21 protein-coding genes are annotated in these 19363 nt (G+C 59.0%); 5 read left to right on the top strand and 16 right to left on the bottom strand.

Annotated features, from left to right (window positions below; all coding sequences use genetic code 11):
- Positions 1 to 6 precede the first annotated feature (6 nt).
- The 4 genes from J5Y17_RS08310 to pgk form a co-directional block, all read right to left on the bottom strand.
- Complete coding sequence (locus tag J5Y17_RS08310; RefSeq protein ID WP_219784766.1) at positions 7 to 207, bottom strand: hypothetical protein; 201 nt, start codon at positions 205 to 207, stop codon at positions 7 to 9.
- The gene (locus J5Y17_RS08305) at positions 204 to 1793 is read right to left on the bottom strand and encodes a glucan biosynthesis protein (RefSeq protein ID WP_219784850.1); all 1590 of its coding nucleotides are present in this window, start codon (positions 1791 to 1793) and stop codon (positions 204 to 206) included. The genes J5Y17_RS08310 and J5Y17_RS08305 overlap by 4 nt, the downstream gene beginning before the upstream one ends.
- 542 nt (positions 1794 to 2335) lie before the next feature.
- Positions 2336 to 3229 (bottom strand): fructose bisphosphate aldolase, encoded by an 894-nt coding sequence (locus J5Y17_RS08300; protein WP_219784765.1) that lies wholly within the window; start codon positions 3227 to 3229, stop codon positions 2336 to 2338.
- A 278-nt stretch (positions 3230 to 3507) separates the two neighbouring features.
- Positions 3508 to 4695, bottom strand: coding sequence for a phosphoglycerate kinase (gene pgk / locus J5Y17_RS08295; RefSeq protein WP_219784764.1), 1188 nt, complete (start codon positions 4693 to 4695; stop codon positions 3508 to 3510).
- Positions 4696 to 4897: 202 nt separating this feature from the next.
- On the opposite strand from pgk, the gene J5Y17_RS08290 reads away from it, so the two are divergent.
- The gene (locus J5Y17_RS08290) at positions 4898 to 5404 is read left to right on the top strand and encodes a peptidylprolyl isomerase (RefSeq protein WP_219784763.1); all 507 of its coding nucleotides are present in this window, start codon (positions 4898 to 4900) and stop codon (positions 5402 to 5404) included.
- On the top strand, positions 5397 to 5954 hold the full coding sequence (locus tag J5Y17_RS08285; protein ID WP_219784762.1) for a peptidylprolyl isomerase: 558 nt from the start codon (positions 5397 to 5399) through the stop codon (positions 5952 to 5954). The genes J5Y17_RS08290 and J5Y17_RS08285 overlap by 8 nt, the downstream gene beginning before the upstream one ends.
- A 66-nt stretch (positions 5955 to 6020) precedes the next feature.
- Here the strand turns inward: J5Y17_RS08285 and J5Y17_RS08280 are convergent, their stop codons facing one another.
- Positions 6021 to 6887 (bottom strand): hypothetical protein, encoded by an 867-nt coding sequence (locus tag J5Y17_RS08280; protein WP_219784761.1) that lies wholly within the window; start codon positions 6885 to 6887, stop codon positions 6021 to 6023.
- A gap of 115 nt (positions 6888 to 7002) precedes the next feature.
- Positions 7003 to 8256: a tyrosine--tRNA ligase gene (gene tyrS / locus J5Y17_RS08275; RefSeq protein ID WP_219784760.1), complete on the bottom strand. Its 1254-nt coding sequence runs from the start codon at positions 8254 to 8256 to the stop codon at positions 7003 to 7005.
- Positions 8257 to 8328: 72 nt separating this feature from the next.
- Between tyrS and J5Y17_RS08270 the strand changes: the two genes are divergently transcribed.
- Positions 8329 to 9447, top strand: coding sequence for an anhydro-N-acetylmuramic acid kinase (locus J5Y17_RS08270; RefSeq protein WP_219784759.1), 1119 nt, complete (start codon positions 8329 to 8331; stop codon positions 9445 to 9447).
- A gap of 266 nt (positions 9448 to 9713) precedes the next feature.
- Here the strand turns inward: J5Y17_RS08270 and J5Y17_RS08265 are convergent, their stop codons facing one another.
- Positions 9714 to 10154: a cupin domain-containing protein gene (locus J5Y17_RS08265; RefSeq protein ID WP_219784758.1), complete on the bottom strand. Its 441-nt coding sequence runs from the start codon at positions 10152 to 10154 to the stop codon at positions 9714 to 9716.
- Between the two features lie 119 nt (positions 10155 to 10273).
- Here J5Y17_RS08265 and J5Y17_RS08260 point away from each other — a divergent pair, with 119 nt between their 5' ends.
- The gene (locus J5Y17_RS08260) at positions 10274 to 10549 is read left to right on the top strand and encodes a glycine zipper 2TM domain-containing protein (RefSeq protein WP_219784757.1); all 276 of its coding nucleotides are present in this window, start codon (positions 10274 to 10276) and stop codon (positions 10547 to 10549) included.
- A gap of 86 nt (positions 10550 to 10635) precedes the next feature.
- On the opposite strand, the gene J5Y17_RS08255 is transcribed toward J5Y17_RS08260, so the two are convergent.
- Both J5Y17_RS08255 and J5Y17_RS08250 read right to left on the bottom strand, forming a co-directional pair.
- Positions 10636 to 11235 carry a DUF2238 domain-containing protein gene (locus J5Y17_RS08255; RefSeq protein ID WP_255571963.1) on the bottom strand — a complete coding sequence of 200 codons (600 nt, stop codon included), beginning with the start codon at positions 11233 to 11235 and terminating at the stop codon, positions 10636 to 10638.
- 69 nt (positions 11236 to 11304) lie between these two features.
- Positions 11305 to 11931, bottom strand: a complete 627-nt coding sequence (locus tag J5Y17_RS08250) for a GNAT family N-acetyltransferase (RefSeq protein WP_219784756.1) — start codon at positions 11929 to 11931, stop codon at positions 11305 to 11307.
- Between the two features lie 113 nt (positions 11932 to 12044).
- On the opposite strand from J5Y17_RS08250, the gene J5Y17_RS08245 reads away from it, so the two are divergent.
- Positions 12045 to 12584, top strand: a complete 540-nt coding sequence (locus tag J5Y17_RS08245; RefSeq protein WP_255571962.1) for a hypothetical protein — start codon at positions 12045 to 12047, stop codon at positions 12582 to 12584.
- A 30-nt stretch (positions 12585 to 12614) separates the two neighbouring features.
- Here the strand turns inward: J5Y17_RS08245 and J5Y17_RS08240 are convergent, their stop codons facing one another.
- The 7 genes from J5Y17_RS08240 to J5Y17_RS08210 form a co-directional block, all read right to left on the bottom strand.
- Complete coding sequence (locus J5Y17_RS08240; RefSeq protein ID WP_219784755.1) at positions 12615 to 13373, bottom strand: DUF2971 domain-containing protein; 759 nt, start codon at positions 13371 to 13373, stop codon at positions 12615 to 12617.
- 69 nt (positions 13374 to 13442) lie between these two features.
- Complete coding sequence (gene eno, locus J5Y17_RS08235; protein WP_219784754.1) at positions 13443 to 14720, bottom strand: phosphopyruvate hydratase; 1278 nt, start codon at positions 14718 to 14720, stop codon at positions 13443 to 13445.
- Positions 14721 to 14861: 141 nt separating this feature from the next.
- The gene (locus tag J5Y17_RS08230) at positions 14862 to 15770 is read right to left on the bottom strand and encodes a DMT family transporter (protein WP_219784753.1); all 909 of its coding nucleotides are present in this window, start codon (positions 15768 to 15770) and stop codon (positions 14862 to 14864) included.
- Positions 15771 to 15882: 112 nt separating this feature from the next.
- A complete protein-coding gene (locus J5Y17_RS08225; protein WP_219784752.1) occupies positions 15883 to 16293 on the bottom strand; it encodes a Fur family transcriptional regulator in 411 nt (136 codons plus the stop codon).
- Between the two features lie 110 nt (positions 16294 to 16403).
- The gene (locus J5Y17_RS08220) at positions 16404 to 17237 is read right to left on the bottom strand and encodes a PhzF family phenazine biosynthesis protein (protein ID WP_219784751.1); all 834 of its coding nucleotides are present in this window, start codon (positions 17235 to 17237) and stop codon (positions 16404 to 16406) included.
- On the bottom strand, positions 17234 to 18499 hold the full coding sequence (locus tag J5Y17_RS08215; protein WP_219784750.1) for a sodium:proton antiporter: 1266 nt from the start codon (positions 18497 to 18499) through the stop codon (positions 17234 to 17236). The genes J5Y17_RS08220 and J5Y17_RS08215 overlap by 4 nt, the downstream gene beginning before the upstream one ends.
- A gap of 145 nt (positions 18500 to 18644) precedes the next feature.
- On the bottom strand, positions 18645 to 19352 hold the full coding sequence (locus tag J5Y17_RS08210; RefSeq protein WP_219784749.1) for an endonuclease/exonuclease/phosphatase family protein: 708 nt from the start codon (positions 19350 to 19352) through the stop codon (positions 18645 to 18647).
- Positions 19353 to 19363: the final 11 nt, after the last annotated feature.

Below are 19363 nucleotides of genomic sequence, written 5' to 3'. Positions count from 1 at the left end.
TCGGCCTCAGACGGCTTTGCCGGGCAGGATCAGGCGCAGAAGGCGGGGCCATTCGGTGCGCCGAGTTTCGCGCTCAAGAACCTGGCGCGGCATCTCAAGCGGTGCCTCGGGCGGCAGCCAATTTTGAGCCGCATCCAGATGTGCGTCGGGGTTCATATCAGTGCCCATATCAAATTCGGTCTGTTGAGAAGCTCGCGTCACAGTCATTCCCTCATCCATTGGTAAAGCCACGTTTCCGTCAAAGTCTGTCCATAACCCGCGAGGGCCGCTTTTAGTTCCGCCACGCTACCGGGATCGGTCTTGGCCTCGATCACAAGGCGCCAGATGTCTGTGCCGCTGATCTTGCTCACGATCGCCTGCGTGATGACACCACGGCCGCTGTTGACTTCGGGTACAAGCACGGCATCGGCAGGCAGGGTCGACAGAGCGCCGCCCCCGAAATCGATCACGAACTTGCGGGTATCGCTTTTCTGTTCGACGCCGGCCACGCCGCCTTCGCCCACGCGGGTGCGCAGGATGCGGGCGCGATCGACGCTGCGGTCCCCTTTGGGGTCCATGCCCCAGTGCAGCCGGTAGGCATATTCAAGCGCCGCGCCTTTGTCGAACTTTCCGTCTGGAACCCAGAATGCGACGATATTGTCATTGCCCTCAAGTTTCGACGGGATTTCCACCAAGCGCACGGTGCCCTTGCCCCAATCGCCAATCGGCTCAACCATCAAGGACGGGCGGCGTTCGTAATGCGCCTGCGCGTCGAGGTAATCGTCGAAATTGCGGCTGCGCTGGACGAGGCCGAAAGACAGCGGGTTCTCCGCGCCCAGATAAGAACTCGCCAGACGCGGCGGGTTGTTTAGAGCGCGTAGGAAAGTCTCGCCGCCTCGGGTGTTGAGCACGAGATATTCGCTGTCATGCACAGAGGCGCGGAAATCGTCGAAGCCGCGCGGATCGGCCCCGCCGAAGAGATACATTGAGGTGAGCGGCGCGATGCCGATCTGGTCGGTCTTTTCGCGCAGGAACAGCCGGGCGGAGACCTCCATCTCGGTGTCCTCACCGGGGGTGATGACAAAGCGGTAAGCGCCGGTCACGGATTGGCTGTCGAGGGCGGCATAGACCGTGATCTGATGGGCGCCCGGCATCGGACGTTCGATCCAGAAATCGGTAAAGCGCGGAAATTCCTCGCCGCCCTGCATGGCGGTGTTGACCGCGAGCCCACGTGCGGAGAGGCCGTAGACCGTCCCCCGACCCAGAGCGCGGAAATAGCTCGCGCCCAGGAATGCGATCAGCTCGTCGAAAATATCGGCGCGGTTGAGCGGGTTGTGCAGGCGAAAGCCCGCAACACCCGGCATCGGCGTGTCTTCGGGGATCTGTTCGCTGACATTGCCACCATATTCGAAGTCATGGGTGGAGAACTCCATCGGCTGGGCACGGCCATCCACGATCTCAAAAATATGCACCGGTTCTTTGAACAGCCACCCGAGGTGAAAGGCGTGCAGCCGGAAGGCCTGTCCTTCATCCTGCCAGCGGGCGTGGTCGGGGCGGAAGCGGATGCGTTGGTAAGCATCGTAATCGAGCCCCGCGAGCGCGCCCTCGATCTTCTCCGCCTCGTGCCAATTCTCACCGGCCGCTTTGCGCATCTCCTCAGAGAGTGCATCAAAGCTGAAAGGCGGAAACTCGGGGGCCGCGACAGGTTCCGCAGGTGCGGGCTCTACGTTAGGAGCCTCGGTCGCAGGAACTTCGGCCTCTTGGGCCAAGAGCAAAGAGGGCATTACCGCAGAGAGGGCAACGGAGCCTGCCATAGCCGATAGAAACCGGCGGCGGCGCAGATTGTCAGGGGAAGTCTCAAGGGTTGCGGCGGAACCGGCGGGAATCGTCAAACTGGCACTCCGTGATGTCAGGGTCTGGAGGGTAAATAGGGCGTCAATTTTGCTGTGCAGCACAAAATGCCAATCTTAGGGTGTCTCTGGCGGAATGCTGCTTAATGCGGGCGGAATTCCTCCTAATCTCAACGCCTTTTGACCTTTTTTGTCCATCGCGCAAGTGGGATTCTATGCGCAGGATGCGGATTTACGCTGATGAAACGGCGATGTGATTTCGCAAATGCAGCATATATGTTCGTAAAAGTGTTACAGGGTTTTCGCGACCGGGTTCCAGTGAGGAAATGCACATATCTTTCCCACCTCTTTCGGGCTTGTGGCGGGGCGTGGGCGGCGCGACTCACCTCGTTTTTGCGAGGCGAAGGACGTGGATGGGCCGAACTCAGGGCGTGGGGGAGCGCGTTTTACATGCGAAAAGGGCGCCCCATCTGGGACGCCCTATCGAGAAACTTCTTCGGCGCAGATCAGCCTGCGATGGAGGCCGCCTGGATGCTGTCGACTGCGGCTTTCAGCGTGGCGTCAAACTCCGCGTCGCTTTGCTTGGCGTTCAGGCCTTCGGATAGAGCGCGGGAGAAGGACGCGATCATGCCGGTGTTTTTCGACAGGATGTCATTGGCCTCATCGCGACCGTAACCGCCCGACAGAGCCACGACCTTCAACACGCGCGGGTGGTCCACCAGCGGCTTGTAAAAGTTGGCCTCGGTCGGCAGGGACAGCTTCAGCATGACCTGTTTGCTTTCGTCCATGGCGTCGAGATGCTTGAGGATTTCTTCGCGCAGGATCGCTTCTGCCTCGGCTTTGTCCGCGATGGTGATGGTCACTTCTGGCTCAAGGATCGGCATCAGACCGGCCTTGATTACCTGTTCGCCGATCTCGAATTGTTGGTCCACGACGGCCTTGATGCCTTCCGGATTGGCGGCGTTGATCACCGAACGCTCTTTCGTGCCAAAGACCTTGAGCTTGGCGGCACGTGCCAAAAGGTCATCGAGACCCGGCATCGGCTTCATCAGTTGGACGCCATTGGCTTCAGATTCGAGCCCCTTGTCGATCTTGAGAAAAGGCACCACGCCTTTGTCTTCCCAGAGGAACAGAGAGGTCGGTTTGCCGCCCACTTCGCGGTCCATGGTCATCTCAAAGAGGATCGCGCCGATCACCTTGTCGCCAGTAAAAGACGGCGACTGGATGATGCGCGAGCGCATGGCGTGCACCATGTCGAACATCTCGTCGTCACCAGAATACTCGCTTTCCTCGACGCCGTAGAGTTTGAGCGCCTTGGGCGTGGAGCCCCCCGATTGGTCAAGTGCTGCGATGAAGCCTTGGCCTTCGCCCATTTTGGCGGTCATTTCTTGAATAGACATCTCATTCCTCTTTTTGACTCAAATCCCCCTCGGTCCCGAGGGCTTTCAGTTCTCACTCACCGAGTTACCTTGCCCGGCGGTCTGTCGCAATCTTGGTGGCGCTAACTTTCTGGAATCTCTTGCAGGTGGCGCGCAGGGCTTGTCTCGACGGCACGCTATGCCGCTTTTCCCGGCAACGTCTTGATACAGCGCAAATGCGCCTTTCAGGGCCGCTTTTTGTATCAAGAAGAGGCTGGGCGGAAATGAAAAGGCCCGCCAAACTCGGCGGGCCTTGATGTTTAGTCGAGGGCTACAACCCCGGGCAATTCCTTGCCTTCCATCCATTCGAGGAACGCACCGCCCGCGGTCGAGATGTAGGTGAAATCTTCGCCGTGGCCCGAGGCGTTGATCGAAGCCACCGTGTCGCCGCCACCCGCGACCGACACCAGAGCGCCAGCCTTGGTTTGCTCGGCGATCTTGTCGATCATCGCAAAGGTTCCCTTGCCGAAAGGCTCCAGTTCAAACACGCCCAGCGGCCCGTTCATGATCAGGGTCTTGGCGCCCTCAATGATCTCGCCGATGCGCTCGACGGATTTCGGACCGGCATCGAAAATCATCGCATCTGCCGGGCATTCGGTCACCGGAACGACTTCGTTTTCGGCATTTGCCTTAAACTCGCGGGCGATGACCACATCCACCGGCAGCACGATTTCGCACCCGGCCTCATCGGCCTTCTTGATGATCTCGCGTGCGGTGTCAGCCAGATCGTGTTCGCAGAGCGATTTGCCCACATCGACGCCCTCGGCGGCAAGGAACGTATTGGCCATGCCGCCGCCGATGATCAGATAATCGACCTTGCGCACCAGATTGCCCAGCAGGTCAAGTTTGGTAGACACTTTCGCGCCGCCGACCACGGCGACGACCGGGCGATCAGGGGTCGCCAGCGCGGCTTCGAGTGCCGAAAGCTCAGCCTGCATCAACCGACCGGCGCACGCCGGCAGAAGCTTTGCCACACCTTCGGTCGAGCCATGCGCGCGGTGCGCCGCAGAGAAAGCGTCGTTGACGTAAACATCGCCAAGTGCCGCGAGGGAGGCGGCGAATTGGCCGTCGTTCTTGGTCTCGCCCTCATGAAAGCGCGTGTTTTCCAAAAGCAAAACCTCGCCTGCGCCCAGATTGGCCACCGCTTCTTTCGCCGGGCCGCCGATGCAGTCGCTCGCGAATGTGACCGGCACACCCAGAACCTCGGCCACAGCATCCTTGATCAGCCCGAGGCTCATCTCCGGCACGACCTGACCTTTCGGACGACCGAAATGCGCCAAAAGCACCGGTTTGCCGCCTTTTTCCAGAATATCGTCGATGGTCGGCTTGATCCGCTCGATCCGCGTGGCGTCGGTCACCTTGCCATCGGCCACGGGCACGTTGATGTCCACGCGGGTCAGCACGACCTTGCCGGCCAGCTCCATATCATCGAGGGTTTTCCAAGCCATAGCAGTCGGTCCTTTCGGGGAGGTTTTGACATCTGACACTTGTTTGAACTCTGATCACCGCTTCGTCAACCGCCGTGACCGCTCACGGGCGCGATCCGGGAAAGGAGAGGCGAGATCGCCCTTTCCCTTGCCCTCTACGCAGATTAAACTGCGGCAAATTTTGACCGTTTTGCAGACGGTTTTCTATTCGGAGGAGCCAGTCATGGCCGACATCAAAGACCCTGAAAACACGATCATCATCACGCTCGAAGGCGGCGAAGTGGTCATTGAGCTTCTGCCCGACATCGCGCCTAAGCATTGCGAGCGGATGAAAGAACTGGCCCGTTCCGGCGCTTATGACGGCGTGGTGTTCCATCGCGTGATCGACGGTTTCATGGCGCAGACCGGCGACGTGAAATTCGGCAACCAAAACAAGGATTTCGAGCTGCGTCGCGCAGGCACCGGCGGCTCTGATCTGCCGGATCTTCCGGCCGAATTCTCCGGCATTCCGCATGATCGCGGCACCATCGGTGCGGCGCGTTCGCAAAACCCGAACTCCGCCAACTCGCAGTTCTTCATCAACTTTTCCGACAACCACTTCCTGAACCGTCAGTACACGGTCTATGGCCGCGTGATCTCCGGCATGGACGCCGTCGACAAGATCACCCGTGGCGAGCCGCCGATGTATCCGGATGCGATGATCTCCATGAAAGTGGCCGCCGATGCTTAAATCGCTCACCCTGATCGCCGCTCTGGCGGCGGGGCCGGCTTTTGCAACCGGTCTCGACATCACCGTCTCGGGTGAGGCCAATGGCGTTGTCCATATCGACCTGTTCGATGATGTGGCTCCGGGCCATGTCGAACAAATCACCAAGCTCGCCAACGAAGGCGCCTATGACAATGTTGTATTTCACCGCGTGATCGACGGCTTCATGGCCCAGACCGGCGATGTGCAATATGGCAAGATGGGCGCAGCCGATTTCTCGATGCAAATGGCCGGGCGCGGTGGGTCGACCTATCCCGACCTGAAGGCTGAGTTCTCGGATCAGTCCTTTGACACCGGCGTCGTTGGCATGGCGCGAAGCCAGAACCCGAACTCCGCCAATGCGCAGTTCTTTATCATGTTCGCCCCCGCGCCGCATCTCGACGGTCAATACACCGTGGTCGGCAAGGTGACCTCGGGCATGGATGTGGTAAATCAGATCAAACGCGGCACCGGTCCGAACGGCGCCGTCATCGGTGAGCCGGATGTGATGACGTCTGTCACCGTTACGGACTGAGTTGTAACTGTCCATCAATAGAAAAGGGCGCTCTCGGGCGCCCTTTTTCATGTCTGTCTTTCGGATTTAAAACTCGAACCTGAGCGCGGCAGAGGCCAATCCATCCCCCGCGCCATAGCCGCCCGACAGGTCCAAAGATGTCGAGCCGCGCAGGTAGATATTCGCCCCCAAAAGCGCCACGCCGTCTTCCGGTTCCTCGAAGGGCACGGAGATCAGCTCGGTCAAAGACAGTCTATCCGTCACTTGGTGGCGATAGGCCAGTTCCACCGCCGCAGGGGCGTCGTTGGCCTCATTGTAGGACAGCGTGCCGGACATCTCGCCCGCTCCCAATTCATAGCGCCCTTGTAGCTTGGCGTTGGCGTCATTCGTGTCGCCATCAACATATTCCAGCGCCACTTCGAACTGCCATGCGCCGCTCTGCCACGCGCCGCCGAGACCCAGCACCGTGGCGTCATACTCATCGACATAATGCAGAGAGGTCGCGATGCCTGCGTTTTGATAGCTCACGCCATAGGGCAGATAGTCGTCCTCGGTGATCGTGCCGTCGGTCAGGCGGCTAAAACCCGTGTCGGTGCGCATCAGCGCTTCCGGCAGCATCACGTCAGAGAGCAGCGGTCGGGCGAATTGATCATAAGCAGGGCGGGGGTTGCCGATCTCGAACCGGGCGCCGGAACTGAGGCTATAGCTCAGCGCTGCGTAGGTTTCATGTTCGCGACCCAAGGTGCCGAATGCCCCGAAGCTGAGCCCAAGCCCGTCCCAAGCGGTCGTCCAAGTGCCATCGCCCCCGAGCCACGCATCTTTTGTGTCGACGGTGGAGGCGCCAAGCGCGATCCAGCCGTCGCCGGTGATCCATTGGCCGGCGTCAAAAGACTGTGCCTGCGCCGTGTTGACGAGGCCCATAAGAACAAGGGGAAGGAAAGCGACTCTCTTCATGCGTGTATTCTGCGCCCAAAAACGCAAAAAATCCATGAATATCAGGGTCATTTAATATCACAAAACCGCGCAAATGCTGCGCGGTTTTGTTTTGTGTCGTTGCTCGAACAGGGCCTTAGCCCTTGCAAACCACCAAAGCGTGGCGCTTTTTGCCCGCTGAGAGTTTCATCGGCTCTTTGAGCATCTCGGTGGTGACCAAGAGGCCAGCATCTTTGTGATCTTCGTCATTCACCTTGGCGCCGCCCTCGGCAAAGAGGCGCTTCGCTGCTTTGCCGCTGTCGGCGAGGCCGGATTTAACGAAAAGCTGCACGATGGAAATGCCGTCGCCGATGTCGGACGCCGCCAGTTCCACGGTCGGAAGGTCATCGCCCACGCCGCCTTTCTCGAACACTTCGCGCGCGGTGGCCTCTGCCGCCTGCGCAGCCTCGACGCCGTGCAGAAGCGAGGTGACTTCATTGGCGAGAATGATCTTGGCTTCGTTGATCTCGGAGCCTTCAAGCGCGCCTAGACGCTCGCACTCTTCGACCGGCAGATCGGTGTAGAGCTTGAGGAAGCGGCCGGTGTCGGCGTCCGTGGTGTTGCGCCAGAACTGCCAGAACTCGTAGGGCGACAGCATATCGGCATTGAGCCAGACCGCGCCGCCTTGGGATTTGCCCATCTTGCGGCCATCCGAGGTGGTCAGAAGCGGAGTGGTCAGGCCGTAGATTTCATTGTCGAGCACACGACGCGTCAGGTCGATGCCGTTGACGATATTGCCCCACTGATCCGAGCCACCCATCTGCAAGAGACAGCCATAACGGCGGTTTAGCTCAAGGAAGTCATACGCCTGCAAAATCATGTAGTTGAATTCGAGGAAGGACAGCGATTGCTCTCGATCCAGACGCGATTTCACGCTCTCAAACGACAACATTCGGTTGACCGAGAAATGCCGCCCGATGTCGCGCAGGAAATCAAGGTAGTTCAACGCGTCGAGCCACTCGGAGTTGTTGCGCATCAGCGCGCCGTTGCCCTCATCCGCGTAATCGAGGTAGCGGTCGAACACCTGCTGCATGCCCGCGATGTTCTCGTCGATCTGTTCCGGCCCCAACAACGGGCGCTCGTCGGAGCGGAAAGACGGATCGCCCACCTTCGTCGTGCCGCCGCCCATCAGCGTAATCGGCTTGTTGCCGGTCTTCTGGAACCAGCGCAGCAGCATGATGTTCAACAGATGCCCGACGTGCAGCGATTTCGCCGTGGCGTCATAGCCGATATAGGCGGTCACCATCCCGTTGTTCAGCGCGTCGTCCAGCTCTTGCAAATTGGTGCAATCGGCCAAGAACCCGCGCTCGATGATCACGCGCAGGAATTCCGATTTGGGATGGTAGGTCATCTGTCACATTTTCCGTTCAAAGGGTCAGCGGGGCCTGATATATCGGGGTGCGCACCAAAGGGAAAGAGTGTGATGAGCAGTCAGGGTAAGAAGTCTCCGATCTGGGCCGCCGGATGTATGTCCGGCACGTCTCTGGACGGGGTGGATGTGGCGGTGTTGAAAACCGATGGTGTCGAAATTTTCGAGTTCGGCGAGAGTACGTTTCGCGGCTATTCGGAGCCTGAGCAAGAGATGTTCCGCGCCGAACTTGGCACCTGGCAGGCCTCGAATGAGCTGACCGAGCTGATCGAGACGGCGCACGCCGAGGCCTTGTCCGGGCTTGAGGGCTTTGAGTTGATCGGCTTTCATGGCCAGACCTTAAACCACGCGCCCGACGAGGGGCGGACCTATCAAGCGGGCGACGGGTCGGTTTTGGCGGAGGTCACGGGGGTTCCCGTCGTTTGGGATTTCCGCTCCTCGGATGTCGAAATGGGCGGGCAGGGCGCGCCTCTGGCGCCGTTCTACCATCACGCTTTGGCGCGCTACATCGGTGCCACCGCGCCGGTGGTGTTTCTCAATCTCGGGGGTGTCGGCAATCTCACTTGGGTTGACCCAACTGCGGCGGATCCTGCTGCGACGGGTGCGTTGCTGGCCTTCGATACTGGTCCTGCGAACGCGCCGGTCAACGATCTGATGCGCGCGCGTCGGGGCGAAACCCATGACGCTAATGGCGCACTTGCCTCCACGGGGCAGCCGGAGATGGAGATCGTGGCGCAGGGGCTGGAACATCCCTATTTTTACAAGATGCCTCCGAAATCTCTGGACCGGAACGATTTTCACGGGGTTCTCGAGGCGGTCGAACCGCTCTCCGACGCGAATGCCGCCGCCACCCTGACCGCCTTTGCTGCCGCCTCTGTTGCGCGCGCCATGGACCATTGCCCGACGCCACCCTCGGCGCTCTATGTCACCGGCGGCGGGCGGCACAACGCGACGCTTATGACGATGCTCAAAGCGGGGGTAGAGTGTCCCGTCCTGCCGGTCGAAGACGTGGGGCTTGATGGCGATATGCTTGAGGCGCAGGCTTTCGCCTATCTTGCGGTGCGGGTGATGTATGGGATGCCGACATCTGCGCCTTCGACCACGGGTGTGCGTGCGGCGATCGGGGGTGGGCGTATCTCGCGGCCAGATGTCGCGTCTGCGACTGCGGAGTGATCGCTAAGCCCTTAAAGTCCGGAAGGAGAAAATGGGAGGAGAACGAAACCCGACAGTTTGCGAGACGCAAATCTGCCGGGTCCAAAACTCGGAACAATGGGAAAACGTGTGGTCACTGGTTCCCCCCCCGACACTGGTTAACACGTTTAAGTTAACCTAACGTCATTTTTAAGCCAGTCTGGAAAACCTTACCATTTAGCGAAATCTGTGGGGAATAATGCGACAGTATTCCCCGTAACTCGAAACTATCTCACGCAAGGCACTAATCAGGCACGCGGAATGTCGAAACCCTCCGGCGCCAATTCGAATCCTTCGAACCGAAATCCGGGTGAGACCGTGCAGCCAACAAGGGTCCAGTCCCCGGTCGTCTTGGCCGCCTGCCAATGATGTGGCGGCACGATCAGCTGGGGCGTTTCGCCGGTCGCCAAATTCGGCCCGAGGATCACATCTCGCGCAGGGCCTGCCGCAGTTTCCGCCATTGAGAGCACCAAAGGGGCGCCCGCATAGTAGTGCCAGATTTCCGCGGCATCGACCCGGTGCCAATGGCTTTGCTCGCCCGCCTTGAGCAGGAAATAGATGCAAGTCCCTGTGGCGCGTGCGTCCTCTTCGGTTTCGGCGATCCAGGTCTGGCGATAGTGCCCACCTTCGGGGTGTGGGGCCAGATCGAGCTTCACGATGATCTCGTCTGCGGAAAGTTCTTTTATCATGATTTCAGATGCTTGCCTTGATTTCTCTCACGATTTTTTACGTTTTGGTCACTTTTTTAGGAACCATTTCGGCGGCGCCGAGGTTGATCCCACAGCAATAAGATCAACGGGAGACTTCCATGTCCAAGAAAATCCTTCTGGCGATGGCCTTTGCCGCGCCGACGCTCGCCGCTTGTCAGATGAGCAACACCGACACGAGCACCGCGATGGGCGCTGCTGCCGGTGCTGGTCTGGGCTACATCACCGCTGATGCGCTTGGTTCCAACGATGAATGGACCGTTCTGGCCACCTTGGGCGGTGCTGCTGCCGGCGCTCTTGTCGCCAAGGACGCAAGTGCTGCGACCTGTGCCTACTCCAACGGCGACGGCACCTACTACACGGCGAAATGCCCCTAAACCCCGTTTTCAGTAACCAGTGATCCTGTACGGTTTTAAAAGGTGAACTTGTATGAAAAGGCCCCTCAATGAGGGGTCTTTTTGCATCAGCTGTCGCGCTTGACGGAGGTGACGATCATCATCGCGATCACCGCTCCGATGGCATTGAACACAAGATCAAGCGCGGTGTTGATATAGCCGCCGACATTGGTGTCCGGCACCATAAGCACGGCGGAAAATTCGATGATCTCATTGAGCGCGCCCAACCCCATCGCGCCCAGTACCGGCAGGACAAAGGCGGTTTTCGTGCCTTTGAGCACGGGAAATGCGTGGGTCATGATGTGCCACAACAGCCATGCGGCGACACCAAAGCCGTAGGCATGGACCAGCTGATCGTATTTCAGAATGGTCATTTCGCCATCGCTGACAAAGGGGATCAGTTCAAGCGTATAGAGTACCGACCCGTTCACCGGAACGCCACCGCCAGCCATGTGCAAAAGCCCCCAAAGCGTGAGCGCCCAGAGGAGACAGGGAGGGTATTCGACCTTGCGCAGGCTGGTAGCGACCAGGCCGATCAGGATCAGCATGGTCAACACATAGATCACGAATTCGAAATTCCCGATGGCAAAGAACCAAAGCGTGAACCCGATGACATAGATCGCGGTGAATAGGCCGACCTGTTTCTCTGCGCGGGTGATTGGACCCATAGCAATTCCTCCTCTTTGACCGATCATCCTTTGGAGAAAACGGAAAAGAAAGAGGGAATTCGATTTGGCTCAAATCCTCGGGATCTGTGGCGCAGCGGTTTCTGCAAGCGGGCCGTTCATGCGTGGATCATCCATCACCTCGATGGCGCGGCCATAGGGGGTAAAGCCCGACCGGATGTAGAACCCCACGGCCTGCGGGCTGTCGAGGGTGCAGGTGTGGACAAAAAACCGTTTGATCGGGCGAGAAAAAGCCTTGTCCAGCGCGTGCTCCATCAACCACCGCCCGGTGCCGCCCCCGATCAGGCTGTCGTCCAAACCGAAAAAAGCCAGTTCGGTGTTGTCCGGATCACGGAAATCCAACTCGAGAAGCCCAAGGTCCGTGCCGTCTTTCCGCACGGAATAGACCTCGACATCCGGGTGCGTCAGGATCGCGGCAAGCGCCTCATCCGCCATATACATCCGCGAAAACCAAAGCCAATCCTCGCCCACACGACGGTAGAGCGCACGATACCATTCGTGATCGGGCGCCTCATGACGCACCAGTTCCAATCCCGGCTGCTCCGGCGCGGGTCGCGGTTCCGGTCGGGCGAACATTTCGAGATAGGTGACAATCGCGGCGAGCTTGCCGGAGGGCAACTCGTGGATGCCATCCTCAAGTGGGCAGGGAAGCGGGCTGGAAAGGGAAGCTGTGGTCATGGCGGGAAGGTGACGCAGACGCGCAGGATTTACAAGCTGTTCAGATCGTGATGCGCTGGTGAACTTTCCTGTGCTACAAGATTTTAAACACCCACAAGACCTAGGACCGTCCCATGCGCAGACCCGCCCTCTCTATGGTTTTTTCTGTGGCCTTTGGCCTCCTTCCTCAGATGATCATGGCGCAATCGGACCCGCATATGCATGGCGCGACGGGGCATGACGAGATCAATATGCCGGGCCTGCGCGGTCGGGACGCAACGGTGCAGGAAAGCCGCGAGATGGAGGTGATGTTCAAGGGCTTCACCACTTTGACCCGTGAGGTTGAAAACCTCCCCAACGGCATCCGGACCGTAACCGGTTCAACTGACCCTGAGGTGATGGCCGCACTCGTGAGCCACGTCGTCGGCATGACCGCACGGGTGGAAGAGGGACGTGACCCGCAGGTCTTCGTTCAATCCCCCACGCTCAACATCTTTTTTGCCCGTACCGGCGCGATTGAGACGGAGATTGAGGTGACGGAGGAGGGGATTGTGGTGGTGCAAACCTCAGACGATCCGGAGATTGTCGCCGCACTTCATGTTCATGCGGGCGAAGTGTCGGATATGGCGGAACGGGGAATGATGGCCGTGCATGAAAGGATGATGGGGCAGTAATGGGGGGAGGGTGGCAATGTTGAGGCCCGTTTAGGCGCAGCCCTCATCGTTACTTTTCTTCGACAAACAGCAACTTTTAGAGGAGCATTTTGCCGCTTTCCATAGTTTTTTATCTTGTTGGGTAACGACTTGATATTCTCCGAAACCCGCTCTTTTCTGTTTTAGGATCACGCGTCCGTCTACAGATGTCTCTAGAGCTTTCGTGCAAATATTTGGATTAGAACCTACATAAACTTCTTTTAATTTTAGAGAATTTCCCCAATCAAAGAAATGGTTATCCCTCTCAGTTTTCATCTCTTCGAGGTTAACGATTAGCCGATGCTCCTTTTCATAGGACCATTGGCTTTGCTTGGTTGCAAAGCATCTTTGAAGCTCTGCATCGCTTAGCCCAAAAATATTGGTTTCAGGCAGACCGACGGTCTCGTCGGGTAAGATTTCTTCGCGGCTCGCCTTGTATTCGACTCTAACTAGTTTTCCTCTCGATTTCTCGGGATGGTAATCAAATACTAAACATGCTCCGCGGTTTCGATCCGCATAATGTGCCCACATAAGAGGGGAGTAATGGTTATCTGAGAAACATATAAGGCCGTATTGTGCGTCCATTCGGTTGCTCCAATCTCGAATTGGGCGGCGAGCTTCTTGGCGCTTCGTCAAGTCAGTATCGTAAGGAATACGAAAGTTTCCGAGTTCGAAAATGTCATTGCATTTGTTGAAGCGAGAGACCTTTAAATGCTTGTTTTGAAGCGTCGAAATCAAATGCTTCGAAGGTGTATAGTAACAAAGCCGCATATAATTCTCCCTAAAACAAAAAGCCCCACCAATCTGGCGGGGCTTCTCTAATTCGTAAAGCGTTGAAGATTACTTCTTCAGGATCGAGGTCCCAGCATATTCCGCCGTTGCGCCCAGTTGTTCCTCGATGCGGATCAGCTGGTTGTATTTCGCCATCCGGTCGGAGCGCGACATGGAGCCGGTTTTGATCTGGCCGCAGTTGGTGGCCACGGCGAGGTCAGCAATGGTCGCGTCTTCGGTCTCGCCCGAGCGGTGCGACATCACGTTGGTGTAGCGCGCGCGGTGGGCCATATCGACGGCTTTGAGCGTCTCGGACAAGGACCCGATCTGGTTCACTTTCACCAGCATGGAGTTCGCCACGCCTTGCTCGATGCCAGAAGCCAGACGCTCCGGGTTGGTCACGAAGAGATCGTCGCCCACGAGCTGGACTTTATCGCCGAGTTTGTCGGTCAAAAGCTTCCAACCGGCCCAATCGTCCTCGGCCATGCCGTCTTCGATGGAGATGATCGGGTAGTCGTTGCAGAGCTCGACGAGGTAGTCGGCGTTTTCCTCGGAGGTGAGCGATTTGCCTTCGCCCTTCATCTCGTATTTGCCGCCCTCGTAGTATTCGGTCGAGGCGCAATCGAGCGCGAGGTAGATGTCTTCGCCCGGTTTGTAGCCGGCTTTCTCGATCGCAGCGAGAACGAAGTCCAACGCCTCACGGGTCGAGGAGATGTTCGGTGCAAAGCCCCCTTCGTCGCCAATGCCGGTGTTGTAGCCCGCGGCGGAAAGCTCTTTTTTCAGGGTGTGGAACACTTCGGCGCCCATGCGGATCGCTTCTTTCACGTTCGATGCCGAGACAGGCATGATCATGAATTCCTGGAAATCGATCGGGTTGTCGGCATGCTCGCCGCCGTTGATGATGTTCATCATCGGAACCGGCAACACGCGTGCGGCGGAGCCACCCACGTAGCGGTAGAGCGGCAGGGCGGAATAGTCAGCGGCGGCTTTCGCACAGGCCAGCGACACGCCGAGAATGGCGTTGGCGCCAAGGCGGCCTTTGTTCGGCGTGCCGTCCAGCTCGATCATCACGGCGTCCACGGCTTCTTGTTCGGTGGCGTCCATGCCGACGAGCGCTTCGGCAATCTCACCGTTCACGGCGGCGACAGCTTCGAGCACGCCTTTGCCAAGATAGCGGGACTTATCACCGTCGCGCTTTTCCACGGCTTCGTGGGCGCCGGTCGAGGCGCCCGACGGCACAGCGGCGCGGCCCATGGTGCCGTCTTCAAGAATGACGTCCACTTCCACGGTCGGATTGCCGCGGCTGTCGAGAATTTCGCGACCGATGATGTCGATGATGGTGCTCATTGAAGGTGTCCCTTTGCAATTTGGTTAAGCGGGCCAGTCGCCTGCTTGATACCAGCCGGGGCGTATAGGTCAACAACCCATGCGCTAACATCGGCCAACTCTTTGAAAACGGCGCATTCTAAAATGGCGCTAAAACAGGGATCAAATCCGGGGCGCTTCGAGATCGGCGATCAGCGTCTCGCGGTCGAGCCGCGCGAGTTTGCGTTCGCGCAAGAAGCTGTAGAGCCCGGAGGCGATGATCAGCGCAGAGCCGAGATAGGTCATCAGGTCGGGCCGTTCGCCAAAGACCAGAATGCCGCCAATCATCGTGAAGACGAGCCGTGCATAGCGAAACGGTGTGACGGCGGAGGCATCGCCAATGCGCATGCCCGCAACGATCAGCGCATAACCCAGCACGCCCGCGGAAATCGCCATGAGGGTCATGGCGGTTAAAGATGGGGTAAAGGCGGCGGCGCTGTCGCCGGAGATCCAGAGATTGAACATTGCGGCCGGGATCACGGCGAGGAAAGCCTGAAACGACACCACCGAGGAGGGCACCGCCACGTCCATAACTCGTGTCATTAGATCGCGCGTGGCCACGGCAGCGACCGTGATCAGCACCCAAAGCACCTGCGGTTCAAAGGCCGTCAGCCCCGGGCGGATGATCATCAACACGCCGGCAAACCCCACGCCAATCGCGCTCCACCGTCGCCAGCCGACGCGCTCGTCCAGAAACAGCGCGGCGCCCAGCGTGACCACCAGCGGCATGGATTGGAACACGGCGCCGACCGTGGAAATATCGACCCGCGACAGCGCGGTGACGAAGGAGACGGAGGCCACGGCTTCGGTCGCAGCGCGCAGCAAGATCACCGGACGCCAGTTGCGCGCCGCCAAGATCGGGTCACGACGCACCAAAGCCCAGATCAAAAAGGCGCTCGCGCCCCCGAAGGCGACGCACAACAGCACCTGTCCCACCGGCAAAGTCTTGGACAGCTGTTTGATGAACATGTCCTCCACGGTGAAAAAGGCCATGGAGCCGATGATCATAAGAATGGCGCGGAGGTTGTGCATGGTGGGTCCTGAGTGTTTTCCCAGACCTAGCGGGGAGGACACCCAAGCGGCAAGCTCTGTGAGGCGTCCAAAGCCGCAGACGGGGGAGGGCGAAACCACTCAGCCTTTCTTGTCAGCCCTTTTTGCGCACGCCGAAAAGTTCGAGGCGATGGCCTTTGAGATCGAACCCAAGACGCTCCGCGATCTTTTCCTGAAGCGCTTCGATTTCGGGGTCGACAAATTCGATGACCTGCCCGGTTTCCATATCGATCAGGTGGTCGTGATGCGCCCGGTCCGCCGCCTCATAGCGGGCGCGTCCGTCGCCGAATTCGAGCTTGTCCAAAATGCCGCGCTCTTCGAACAGCTTCACCGTGCGGTAAACTGTGGCGAGCGAGATTTTCGGATCCTTTTCGGAGGCGCGGGCGTAAAGCTCCTCGACATCCGGGTGATCCGCCGCCTCTTCGAGCACAGAGGCGATGACGCGGCGTTGCTCTGTCAGGCGCAGGCCTTTGGCCTCGCAACGCGTCAGGATCGTGTCGGTCATGGGGACTCCGGCTCAGGTGTTCGACCTAAAAGTAAAAAAACGGGCCGGATTGGTCCAGCCCGCTTTTGCGAATTGCTCGCAATTGTTGCGGCCCTCAATCGGGCTGAGCCTTAAAAGACTAGGGTGCCCTCCATCATGCGGATCGCCTGACCGCCGATGGTGACACCGTCGGGTGTCGCATGCACCGAAATGCGCGAGGGGCGGCCCATATCGTCGCCCTGATGGATTGTCATCGTGACATCATTGCCGACACGCTCTTGGAACAGACGCCCAAGCGCGGCTGCAGCGGAGCCCGTCGCGGGGTCCTCGGGGATGTTGTCCAGAGGTGCAAACATGCGCATGTGAACCGTATCACCATCGCGCCAATAAGCCGCTTGAGCAAAATCATGTTCCGTCTGGTAACGGGCGTGGCCTTCGCGAAAGGTGGCAATATCGCAGGTGATGCGCGCCAAAGCTGCGCGGGAGGTTAGCTCTGTGAATGTCGTGGGCAGCCCAATCCCCGCCATCACCGGCGCGGATTTAAGATCGCTCTCTGCCAGTCCCAGCGCTTTGGCGACCAGAGCGGGGTCGGGATGAGCAAAGGTTTTCAGTGGCTGGGTGGCAGTGAATTCCGCTTTGCCGTCCGCCACCTTCGCCGTGATCAATCCGACCTTCAATTCAAGCCGCAACTCCGGCCCGTGACCAAGTTCCGAGAGCGCCACAGCCGCGCCGATGGTCGGGTGACCGGCAAAGGGCATCTCCATCGTCGGCGTGAAAATCCTGAGCCGCGCGGTGTTCCCGGCGTTCTCGGGCGGGAAGAGAAACACGGTCTCAGAGTAGTTGAACTCGCGCGCGATCTTTTGCAGCTGCTCTTCGGGCAGGGCACCCGCGTCGGGCACCACGGCCAGAGGATTGCCGCCGAAGGCGCGGTCGGTGAAGACGTCATAGGTCAGGTAGCGGGTCATACATCCAACTCCGGTTCAGGGCCGACACGTTTGGCGACGGCAGCGACGGTGAGGCCCTGGACGATGATCGAAAACACCACGACGATATAGGTCGCCGTCAGGATCAGCGGCTTCCATTCGCTGTCCGGCAAAGACAGGGCGAGGGCGACGGAAATCCCGCCTTTGAGCCCGCCCCAGGTCATGATCGGAATGGTGCCCTTCGAAAAATTCGAGAAGGGTTTGAGCATCAGAACCGGGATCGCCACCGCCGTGAGCCGCGCTAGGAGTGCCAGCACGATGGCCATGAGCCCGCCGATGACGGAGGTGGTGTCGAACGCGACGGCAAAGACTTCAAAGCCGATCATCAGGAAGAGGATGGCGTTCAGGATTTCGTCGATCATCTTCCAGAAGGCATCGACATAGCGGCGGGTCTCTTCGGACATGCCGTATTTTGCGCCCACATCCCCGATCAAAAGACCGGCACAGACTGCCATGATCGGTGCTGAGACATGCAGCGCGACTGCCAATTCATAGCCGCCAAACGCAAGCCCCAAGGTGATCAGCACCTCCAAAGCGTAGTCATCAATCAACCGCATCACACGAAAGGTCAGCCAGCCCAGTACAAGGCCCAAGAGCGCACCACCGATGGCTTCTTGGGCAAAGAGCCAGAGCGCGCCTTCGACGGCATTCTCGGGCCCGTGGCTTTCCCCGTGGCCTGTGCCGGCAAAGGCCAGCCCGACGAGCACCAGATAGACCACATAGCCCACGCCATCGTTGAATAGGCTCTCGCCCGCGATCTTGGTTTCGAGGTTCTTGGGCAGGGACGCCTGACGCAACACCCCCAGCACCGCCACCGGATCTGTCGGAGAAATGAGCGCTCCAAAGGTCAGCGCAATCAACAAAGGCATGCCGGTCAGCCAGCTAAAGCCCGCGCCGACGACGGCCGTGGACAGCGCCACGCCCAAGGTCGCCATGAGAAACACCGGCTTCCACTGCGCCCTGAGATCGGAGACCTTCACATGAAGCGCGCCTGCAAAGAGCAACAGTCCCAACATCCCCTCCAAAAGCGCGTCGGAGAAATCAATCGCCATGACCTCGGCGCGGATGGTCTCTTCGACCTGAGAGGCGGGGTAAATCACGTCGAGGCCGATCACTGCGAGAGAGGCGATCAGGGCCACGACGAGAATGCCGATGGAGGAGGGCAGTTTCAAAAACAGGTAGTTGATCGCTCCAAAAGCGCCGGCGAGCACGATCAGAAGCGAGGTGATTTGCAGAAGTGTCATGGGGGAAACCTTGAAGGGGAACCTTAAAATCGTCTTGCCTCTGGTTTAAGACGATTTCTGGCAAAGCACACCACAGATTATCGCATACCGCTTTCGCAGGCACGGTAGGGGAACGTGGAAAGTTTCCCGTCAGATCAGGCGCTTGTCAGGGGCTTTTTAGGCGCAAATCGGCCCATATCGGTAAGTGATCGGAGGCTTGGCGCGACAACACGGTCTCCGCCACGCCCGCATCCCGCATCTCGAGCGTGTGCATAAAGGCGATGCGGTCAAGGGCCGCCATCGGGCGCGAGGCATGAAACGACCGTCCGGGCGCATGGATGTCGAAGGCGTCGCGCAGCGGATCGAGGCCCTGCGTGCGGGACCACTCGTTGAAATCGCCCAAGATGACGGTTGGACGGTCGTCGAGCTTGGCCAGATGCGCGCGAATGGCGTGAAGCTGTTTCTGGCGGGAGCTGCGCAACAGGCCCAGATGCACGCCCACGACCCGCAGATTGGGCAGGTCGACCGCCACAGACCCGCGCGGCTCCAGCCCCGGCAGATCAAAACGATGCACCGCCTCGACCAAGGCCCCTTTGCGCACAAGGATCGCGTTGCCATGCCAGCCGACGGAGACAGGCGAGGTGTTGACGGGCAGAGGCCTGAAATCCGTGTGCGTGTCGATCATCCGAGAGGGTAACGCGGCCGGGCGCGGCCCCAGGCGCAGATCGGCTTCTTGCAGCGCGATCACATCGGCCTCAAGGCTGTTGATCACGTCCAACACCCGTCCGGGCGCGCGTTTGCCATCCGTGCCTTTGCATTTGCGCAGATTATAAGAGGCGAGGCGCAGGGCGCCGGTTTCCACTTTCGGTATCATCTGGTTAACAT

The organism is Celeribacter sp. PS-C1 (assembly GCF_019429625.1).
Classification (GTDB): Bacteria; Pseudomonadota; Alphaproteobacteria; order Rhodobacterales; family Rhodobacteraceae; genus Celeribacter.
The sequence above is the reverse complement of the archived record's forward strand: the minus strand, read 5'-3'. Positions and strand labels throughout refer to the sequence as shown.